The 8730-nt window shown below is 40.9% G+C and carries 11 protein-coding genes; 8 read left to right on the top strand and 3 right to left on the bottom strand.

The features are described from left to right. The 8 genes from NFR55_RS10170 to NFR55_RS10205 all read left to right on the top strand — a co-directional run. The coding region (locus NFR55_RS10170) for an Imm5 family immunity protein (protein WP_251548725.1) at positions 1–1398 on the top strand (1398 nt) is incomplete at its 5' end. 41 nt (positions 1399–1439) lie between these two features. After that, entirely contained in the window at positions 1440–1775 is a 336-nt protein-coding gene (locus tag NFR55_RS10175; RefSeq protein ID WP_251548727.1) for a hypothetical protein, read from the top strand. Between the two features lie 295 nt (positions 1776–2070). Next, positions 2071–3000 (top strand): ABC transporter ATP-binding protein, encoded by a 930-nt coding sequence (locus tag NFR55_RS10180; protein WP_251548729.1) that lies wholly within the window; start codon positions 2071–2073, stop codon positions 2998–3000. Then, positions 3000–3914 carry an ABC transporter ATP-binding protein gene (locus tag NFR55_RS10185; RefSeq protein WP_251548731.1) on the top strand — a complete coding sequence of 305 codons (915 nt, stop codon included), beginning with the start codon at positions 3000–3002 and terminating at the stop codon, positions 3912–3914. Before NFR55_RS10180 ends, NFR55_RS10185 begins: the two co-directional genes overlap by 1 nt. Next, on the top strand, positions 3904–5409 hold the full coding sequence (locus NFR55_RS10190) for an ABC transporter permease subunit (RefSeq protein WP_251548733.1): 1506 nt from the start codon (positions 3904–3906) through the stop codon (positions 5407–5409). The genes NFR55_RS10185 and NFR55_RS10190 overlap by 11 nt, the downstream gene beginning before the upstream one ends. Positions 5410–5480: 71 nt before the next feature. Next, a complete protein-coding gene (locus NFR55_RS10195; protein WP_251548735.1) occupies positions 5481–6071 on the top strand; it encodes a TetR/AcrR family transcriptional regulator in 591 nt (196 codons plus the stop codon). A 121-nt stretch (positions 6072–6192) separates the two neighbouring features. Beyond that, positions 6193–6804 carry a putative ABC transporter permease gene (locus tag NFR55_RS10200; RefSeq protein ID WP_251548738.1) on the top strand — a complete coding sequence of 204 codons (612 nt, stop codon included), beginning with the start codon at positions 6193–6195 and terminating at the stop codon, positions 6802–6804. 23 nt (positions 6805–6827) lie between these two features. Next, positions 6828–7388 (top strand): GrpB family protein, encoded by a 561-nt coding sequence (locus NFR55_RS10205; protein WP_251548740.1) that lies wholly within the window; start codon positions 6828–6830, stop codon positions 7386–7388. A gap of 245 nt (positions 7389–7633) precedes the next feature. On the opposite strand, the gene NFR55_RS10210 is transcribed toward NFR55_RS10205, so the two are convergent. The 3 genes from NFR55_RS10210 to NFR55_RS10220 form a co-directional block, all read right to left on the bottom strand. After that, complete coding sequence (locus NFR55_RS10210) at positions 7634–7900, bottom strand: type II toxin-antitoxin system RelE family toxin (protein WP_251548742.1); 267 nt, start codon at positions 7898–7900, stop codon at positions 7634–7636. Next, positions 7897–8124 (bottom strand): type II toxin-antitoxin system RelB family antitoxin, encoded by a 228-nt coding sequence (gene relB / locus NFR55_RS10215; protein ID WP_251548743.1) that lies wholly within the window; start codon positions 8122–8124, stop codon positions 7897–7899. Before relB ends, NFR55_RS10210 begins: the two co-directional genes overlap by 4 nt. Before the next feature lie 67 nt (positions 8125–8191). Further along, positions 8192–8470 carry a helix-turn-helix domain-containing protein gene (locus NFR55_RS10220; protein WP_251548745.1) on the bottom strand — a complete coding sequence of 93 codons (279 nt, stop codon included), beginning with the start codon at positions 8468–8470 and terminating at the stop codon, positions 8192–8194. Between the last annotated feature and the right edge of the window lie 260 nt (positions 8471–8730).

Here is an 8730-nt window from a genome sequence, read left to right on the forward strand (position 1 = left end):
TTCCGCGCCACAAAATCTCCCTCGACCGACCGCGACTCTATAAAGCCGCGGTCGCTGACGGAACCGCTCAAAAAGCGCGCATATCTTGCGCTTGCCTGTGCAAAAAAAGTAATGCCTATGTGGTGTTCTGTAGATTCCGATGACAAAAGTCCGCAAAATTTAATTAAAAAGAGTCTTGCGTACTTAGACGGTAAAATAATGGTTAACGAATTGCGAGCAGAACGGAAACAATCCACTATCGACGATTTTATGAACGCCGTCGATGAATACGGGGAACCCGCCTCAGCCGCTGTCGCCGCTTGGGATGCGATGGTCGTAGCTTTGGAGGACGAGTCATATTTAGAGCCGTGGGACAGCGACTTGACTGATGAAGATATAGACGCATACGAAAGGGATGCGGCAAAAGAAGCGTGTGTTGCATGGAGCAGCGCTTATACCGACAACGACAACGGAAAATACGTTATACGCGAAATGCGCTTTTGGGCATGGTATTTGGAAGAAGCCGCAAAAATTGCGGGCTTGGATAATTACCGTTTCCCGCCCAGATATATAAAAGCGTTTAAGGAAAAACAAAATCCACCGAAGCCCGTACCCGAAGAAGTAACGCTTGAAAGTTTCTGCGAATTTTTGGGCGTCGGCGAGTACGTCTACAATATAAAAGGCGAAAGCGAAATTTCATATTACAACAAAAAAACCGACAATTACGACAAAACCGAATATTTCGATATCTACCAAATTACGGCAAGACTGCCGCAAGAATACGGTATTTGCCCTGTTTGTAAAAAACCGATTGATAATATCGAATGTTTTTTTGCAGACAGAGGTCTTGACTGGGACGAGTTTGCTGTCCCGAAAAAATATCCGCAAATTGACATAACGCGTTTATGTTTACAATTTAGATGCCCCGACCACCCCAAAGAGTGGATTTATAATATTCCGAACGGTTATAGAAATTATAAAGACGAGGTAAAGCGGTATATAAAGGGAGAAGGCAGGTTGGAGAAACTGCTGGAAGAATTAGAGCGAAGAACTGTAACAAAATACTGTAAAGTTTGGGCGGACGAAATTATCATAAACGGCAAAAATTGCAGGTCGGTTGAAGAAATAGAAAACAAAAAAGAAGAACTCGGTCTTGTCGACACGGGTTGGATTGATAAAGCAAACGGTATTTACAGGATTGATTTAAGGCAGTTTTTATCAAATTTTTTTGTTTTCCGCTTTCCTTTTTCGAAGTTTGTGCAATACACTAAAAATAATAATGATGATACCGGCTACAGAGCTGTACTTAAAGAAGATGAAGGCATAGTGGAATTTGAGGTAAGAGATTTCCGATTTAAATGTTTTATGGAAAACGGACAGCCGATTTATATGCAAATTGAACAGCGGAAAAAGTTATGAACAAAACGCAGTTGGAAAATTTGGCACAATAGGAGCTTACAATGGAAATATGTGAAATAACGCTTGACGCCAAACAATATGACCTGTTAAAAAGTATGCTCGATTGCGGCAGAAAGGCGGACTTAATAAGAAAAATACCAATCAACGGAAAAGAGTTGTTTTATGATATGATTCACGAAATATATTCGCCTGTAACAGACGGATGGAGTACCCGTGAAATCGTGTTGAACGAATCTGCCGATGCGCTAAAACTGTTACGATTTATGACAAAACAGATTTTCACGGACGATGAAAACTATATTGTGCGGCAAATAGGAAGAAAATGGGCGAATTTTCGTTTTGAAAAAGATTGCACAATTATAATATATAAAAATTGAACAAGTCTTATAAATTTCAATTTATCTTTATAATCTTGTATAAAGCATAGCGCACTATACTTCGCAAGCGAAGATAGTGCGCTATTTCTTTGCCCACAAGGAAAATCCCTATAATAGATACCCTTATGTGCGGCGTTTTTCTGTTATAACTCGAATTATTTTATTAGTGTTGATTATTCCACATATGTAAAATATATGAGTAATAATACTCGAATACGGATAAATTCGGGGTTGAGTTAATTTCCGAAAATTGATATAATACACACATGAAGAATAACTACGGTTTGGAGGTATTATGAGCGTAATAGAAGTACAGCGACTCACCAAAGATTACGGAAGCGGGCGCGGGGTATTCGACGTATCGTTTTCCGTGGAAGAAGGCGAAGTTTTCGGATTTCTCGGCCCGAACGGCGCGGGAAAATCCACCACTATCCGCCACTTAATGGGTTTTTCTAAACCTCAAAGCGGAAATACTCGCATATTCGGTAAAGATACTTTTGAGAATTACTGCGATATACTCGGAAAAGTTGGGTACATACCGGGCGAAATCGCACTGCCGACAGGTCTTACGGGCTGGGAATTCATAAGAATGATGCAAAATTTACAAAAATGCCGAAACGACGAAAGACTCGAATATTTGCTGAATTTATTCGAACTCAATCCCGAGGGCGAAACCAAACGTATGAGTTTGGGCGTAAAACGCAAACTTGCGGTAGTTACCGCGTTTATGAACGACCCGCAAGTTCTTATACTCGACGAGCCTACGAGCGGACTCGACCCAGTAATGCAGGAGGTATTCGTGGAATTTATCGAGCAAGAAAAGGAGCGTGGCAAAACCATATTGCTTTCGAGTCACATTTTCGGCGAAGTAGACGCGACGTGCGACAAGATTGCCATAATAAAAGACGGAAAAATTGTTTCGGATTTCGTTGCCAACGACTTAAAACACGCTTCGGAAAAAAAGTATAAAATCGGGTTTGCCGACTCTTCGGTTTACGAAAAGTTTTTGCGAACTTTCGAGCACGCGCAGATACTCGATATAATCGAAAAAAATCCGAGCAATTACGCCGTTACGATTGCAACCGACGACAAATACATAAGCGAGGTAATAAACTCACTGTCGAAATATCCGCTGAAAGATTTCACGCACATAAAAGAAACTCTCGAAGACTACTTTATGCAATATTACAAAGAAGACAAAGATTACGGAGGCGCGCTTCACTGATGGATACAATTGAAATTAAAAATCTTACCAAAGATTACGGCGAAGGCAGAGGAATATTCGATATAAATCTTACCGTGCGCAAAGGCGAAATGCTTGGTTTTGCGGGCACAAACGGGAGCGGAAAAACCACTACCATACGCAACATACTCGGCTTTCTCAAGCCTACGAGCGGGGCGGCATACGTAAACGGATTGGAGTCGTGGAGCAATTCGAGCGAAATAGTAAAATCCATAGGCTATGTTCCCGGCGAAATCGCTTTTCCCGATTTATCTACGGGCACGGAATTTTTGAAATGTCAGGCGGATTTTTTACACCTTAGCGATATGAATTACGCCGAATATCTCATAGAAAAATTGCAACTCGACCCGCGCGCTCCGCTAAAGCGCATGAGCAAAGGAATGAAACAAAAAACCGCCATAGTGGCGGCGCTTATGGCAAATCCCGATATAATCATTCTCGACGAACCCACCACGGGACTCGACCCGTTGATGCGCGACGCTTTTTTGGAAATAATAAAAGCCGAGCACGCCGACGGAAAGACGGTTTTTATGAGTAGCCATATGTTCGAAGAACTCGAAAGTACATGCGACAGGGTTGCGCTGATAGGCAACGGCAGAATTGCCGACGTTGCGGTAATGAACGAGATACGCAACCGACCGCAAAAAGAATACAAGATAGAATTCAACGAGTCGAAAGATTACGAAAGTTTCAAAACTCTCGGTTACAATATTATAAGAGACCAGCCGCAATATAGGCAAGTCACCGTAAAAATAGACCGAAGCGAAATAAGTAAATTGTTTCAAGACTTAAACGGAAAAAACATTCATTTTATATCCGAAATAAAATACAATCTCGAGAAACATTTTAAGCAAATATTAAGCACTCAAAAGGAGAATAAGAAAAATGTTCAGTAAATCGTTGTTCAAACAGTCATGCAAAGCCAACGGCTTTATGTGGATAGTTATAACATTTGCGGTTTGTTTTATGCTGTGTTGCGTTATGCTCATTGCCGGTAATGGCAAATTGGGCGAAACCAAAATCGCAGTGGAAGACGCCGTTGTAAACGGAGAAATAAGCTCGGAAACGGAAGGCAATGCCGTGACTTTTTATGAGATATCCGACGGCGCGTTAAAAGTATTCGATACAGCGTTCCAAAGAGCATACATAGAACTCAATCCGACTACGCCCGAACAAATACAGTCCGTAGGCTTAACAGCCTTAAACGCGGTTAAAAACAATTACTACGCCGCGCTACTCGAAGCCAAAGGTTATGCGCCCGACAGCGAGGAGGCAACCGAACTTGCGGGCATAGTATTTTATGCGCTAAATCCGAACGGGCAGTTCGACGATATGTTCGATTACGAAAAACTCGGCATGGAGAAACCGAAATACGACGTTACCGACATTTTTTCGAGCGAACATGAAACAAATCGCGAGAAATACGCCATGAAACACATGAGCAACTTTCTTGCCGCAAACATGATAAAGCCCGAAACGGTAGACACAATGCTCGCAAAACTCGAGCAATACAGCATAACCGCCGAAAAATATCACGAATTCGGGTTCGATAATTTCGATTTCGTCAAATCGCTTGCCGAAAACGCCATAGTGGATTACAGAGCAAATCTCGAATACCGCATGGACAACATAAAGGATGGCGAAACCGAAGAGCAAATCAAAAACGAGCTTATAGCCGAATTTTCGGGAGGATTACTCGCAAATCTGCCCGACAGCGTATCTCAAGCTCTTCAAGAAATAGGTGCGGCAGACTTATACGGCACTCTCGTAGGTTCTATATTCTTCAAAATGGCAGGGTTGCTGTTGCCTATAATCTATATGATAATGGCGTCAAACGCACTCATTGCGGGGCAGGTAGACAGCGGGTCTATGGCATACGTACTTTCAACCGGCACAAAGCGCAGGGAAGTGGTTTTCACTCAAGCCGTGTTTCTCATAACCTCTCTGCTTGCAATGTTCGTATGTACGGCTCTCACAAGCGTTATATGCTTTGCGATTGTAAACGTTAATACCGACCTCGATTTCGGCAAATTGCTTCTCATAAACCTCGGAGCGTTCCTCGTGATGTTTGCCATGAGCGGAATATCTTTCCTTGCGTCATGCGTGTTTAACCGCAGTAAAAATTCCATGGCTTTGGGCGGAGGACTCAACATGTTCTTTCTCGTCGCAACAATGCTCGGACTCTTCGGCTCTCCGGTTTTGCCGTCTATAATCCGCATGAAAGCGCTCAACGCATTTAATTACGTATCGATAATTTCTTTGTTCGACGTTGTATCCGTACTCGAAGGAACGCTCACATTCCTTTGGAAACTCGGCATACTTGCCGTAATCGGAATAGTGTGTTACATAACGGGGAGCATAAAATTTCAAAAGAAGGACCTGCCGCTGTAATTTAACCAATGATAGACAAACGCCGTTTAATATGGTACAATTAGTGTGTAATTTCGAATACGGAGGACAAAATGAACCACGCCAAAACGGAAAAACATGACAGACGAATTGTCAAAACAAAGCGGGCGATAAAGAACGCGTTTATCAAGTTGCTTTCGGAAAAAGATTTTAACGATATTACCGTTAAAAATATTGCCGACGAAGCGGATATAGACCGCAAAACTCTATACAATCATTACAACGGAATATACGAAATACGCGACGAACTCGAAAACGATTTGATTGAATTGCTCGAACAAGCCATAAAAGAGCTTGATTTTGAAAAGAACGTAAAAAATCCTCAACACATATTCGAAATTCTCAACGATATTTTAAGTACCAATCTCGAACTTTGCGGATATCTCATGAAAATGAATGCACACTCGCACATAGTTCGCAAAATCGACGGCTTACTTAAAAGCAAGTTAAAAGAAGCAATGAAACAAAGCACCGTAATTACAAGTACCCAAAACATAGATTTGTGCGCTGATTTCATTGCTTCGGGATTGCTGTCGGTATATCAAAATTGGTTTAATTCCGACCGCAGCGCACCGCTCAAAGAAGTATCGATAAACGCAGGAAGACTGGTAATTTACGGACTGAAAGATTTTACCGATTTGTGAACAAATCAAAACTCATACCAGGGAGAAACGAAATATGCTAACGAACTCTCAGACAAAACGCAATTCTTCCCACGAACCGAACAACTTATCGTCACATAGCGGTTCAAAGGGGAGAAAGTATATGGATTTTTATAAAGCCGTTTATATTTACATGCTCGGCGGACTTGTGGGGACCATATGGGAAACTCTGCTTAACTTTGCTCGCGGGCGCGGTTTCGTTTATTGCAACGGAAGTATTCTCACCCCGTTTAATTTCGTATACGGAGTTGGCGCGCTCGTTATAATACTGTGTCTAGGCACGCAAACAAAAGCATGGCAAGTATATCTTATAGGCGCGGCAGGCGGCGGGGCAGTGGAATACATACTGAGTTTTCTCGAAGAAAAGATACTCGGAACGCGCTCATGGAATTACTCAAATAAACTACTGAATATCAACGGTCGAACAACGATAATATATATGGCGTTTTGGGGGCTTTTGTGTCTCGGCGTAATATTTGTTATTTACAATCCGCTCATATCTTGGCTGAATTCACTTCCGCCCAAACCGATGCAACTGATAGCTATAGTAATGGCGGTAATAATTGCGTTGGATTTTATAATTACAATGGGTGCGTTGATACGCTATACGGGCAGATTTGCAGATAAACAGGCAATTACAGCGGTTGGCTCGTTGATAGACAAGATTTTTTCGGATACGTTTATGCAAAAACGGTTTCCTGCAATGAAATTTTGAAATTCGCATAAGGAAACGCAACAATGAGTAAAAAACTTTCGGAAATGACTCTTGAAGAATTATGGCAACTTTTTCCGATATTTCTCACACAGCCGAACGGTAAGTGGACCGAACAGTATAGGGAAGAGAGCGCAATGCTTATAAAAATTTTGCCGCCGAATTCCGAAATCCACCACATAGGCAGTACCGCAATTAACGGAATTTGGGCTAAACCGATTATAGATATACTGATAGAAATTGACGAAAACTACGATTTAGCAAGCTGTGCGCAAAAAATCTGCGGTCGGGGATATATCATAATGTCGGAAACGTCAAGCCGAATTTCTCTCAACAAAGGATATACGGAAAACGGATTTGCCGAAAAAGTATTTCACATTCATCTTCAGCACAAAAGCGAAAAAGACGAGGTTTTATTTCGAGATTATTTGAACGCCCATCCCGATATCGCAAAAGAATACGAAAGTTTGAAACTCAAACTATGGAAAAAACACGAACATAATCGCGACGCATACACCGAAGCCAAAACCGACTTTGTAAAAAAGCACACGGCAATCGCGAAAAGTTTTCAAAACAATAAGTTTTAACAAATAAGTTTTCAATAAAAGCGGGCTGTACTCATTGCGTATAAACCCGCTTTTTTATGCTTTCCAACGAATTTACCGCAAAGGGGCGGATAGCTCAAACTATGCGTAAAAGTCTTCTTAAAATTTTTTTCTTACGCTCTGTCTAAATCTTACGCTCTCGGAGTGTCGCTTCGTCAAATTTTTATTTTACGAATTGCTTTAATATAATACAAAACCCGCCTGTAGTAGACGGGTTATTTGTTTGCTTAATCATAGATTTTACTACGGTGTCCGATTTCAAGGACGTATACAATTACTATATTATCTTGTATATCACAAAGGATACGATAATCACCAATACGATAACGCCATTCGCCGCTACGGTTGGCAGTCAATCCTTTTCCTTTGACTCTTGGGTCTTCGCAACCGTCAATATTTTTTTTAAGCCAGTGAACAATTAAATTTGCAGTGTAATTATCAATTTTTTTCAGTTGTTTCTTAGCTTTATCGGAAATTATAACTTTATACTTCATTTGCTGTCACTGTTTAATTCTGCTATAACTTCATCTAAAGTATAGGTCACCGGATTTTCTTCGAATTCCTCTTTTGCCTTTTTGAAAGCTTGTAAATCGTATTCGTCTTCGATTTGTTCCAAAATGGCGCGGCGAATACATTCAGAAACTGTCATGCCATATGATGTAGCATAAGTTTTAATTGCCGCGAGTTCACTGTCATTTAATCTTATAGAAACGCTCATAATGTTTTACCTCCGTATTTACTGTAATACATTGTACTACATAATATGCTTTTTGTCAATAGGTTTCCTAAAATTTTATAGTGCCGGAGTTGTTAAAGTAAGAAAGGTTGTTAATTTGAGTAGCGGTGCGAGCTCCACTTTCATCCTCGAGCCCGAGAAGATAGTCTGACGATACATCGAAATAAAGAGCGATAGCAATGATGCTATCAATACTCGGTTCTTGTTTTCCTGTTTCCCATTGACATATTGTAGTTTTACTCACATGAAATATTTGTGCCAACTTGTTTTGTGTAAGTTGATTTTCAACCCTTAGTTCTTTTAATTTTTCACCTATAATTTTGTTCATAATAAAATTATACAAAAAAATTCCGAAAAACGGATTGACAATTCCGAGAAACGGAATTATACTATTATTGCAGTTCCGAAATTCGGAACTGCAATTACAAAACAAAAAGGAGAAACGACATGTATGGGAAAAGTAAAGGTACTGTGTAAGGGAGTAGGCAAACGAGGAGAGCTTGAAATATTACGGTTAAAGCCGGGAGAGATAGAAACGGCGCTCAAGCATTGCACCACCGAGGAACAGTGTGACGACTGTCCGCTTTT

This window comes from Pumilibacter intestinalis (assembly GCF_943193005.1).
In the GTDB taxonomy this organism is placed as follows: Bacteria; Bacillota; Clostridia; order Christensenellales; family Pumilibacteraceae; genus Pumilibacter; species Pumilibacter intestinalis.

Excerpts from the sequence above, each read along its gene's own strand:
- NFR55_RS10175 (WP_251548727.1), top strand. The coding sequence starts at position 1,440 with ATGGAAATATGTGAAATAACGCTTGACGCCAAACAATATGACCTGTTA.
- NFR55_RS10180 (WP_251548729.1), top strand. The coding sequence starts at position 2,071 with ATGAGCGTAATAGAAGTACAGCGACTCACCAAAGATTACGGAAGCGGG.
- NFR55_RS10185 (WP_251548731.1), top strand. The coding sequence starts at position 3,000 with ATGGATACAATTGAAATTAAAAATCTTACCAAAGATTACGGCGAAGGC.
- NFR55_RS10190 (WP_251548733.1), top strand. The coding sequence starts at position 3,904 with ATGTTCAGTAAATCGTTGTTCAAACAGTCATGCAAAGCCAACGGCTTT.
- NFR55_RS10195 (WP_251548735.1), top strand. The coding sequence starts at position 5,481 with ATGAACCACGCCAAAACGGAAAAACATGACAGACGAATTGTCAAAACA.
- NFR55_RS10200 (WP_251548738.1), top strand. The coding sequence starts at position 6,193 with ATGGATTTTTATAAAGCCGTTTATATTTACATGCTCGGCGGACTTGTG.
- NFR55_RS10205 (WP_251548740.1), top strand. The coding sequence starts at position 6,828 with ATGAGTAAAAAACTTTCGGAAATGACTCTTGAAGAATTATGGCAACTT.
- NFR55_RS10210 (WP_251548742.1), bottom strand. The coding sequence starts at position 7,900 with ATGAAGTATAAAGTTATAATTTCCGATAAAGCTAAGAAACAACTGAAA.
- relB (WP_251548743.1), bottom strand. The coding sequence starts at position 8,124 with ATGAGCGTTTCTATAAGATTAAATGACAGTGAACTCGCGGCAATTAAA.
- NFR55_RS10220 (WP_251548745.1), bottom strand. The coding sequence starts at position 8,470 with ATGAACAAAATTATAGGTGAAAAATTAAAAGAACTAAGGGTTGAAAAT.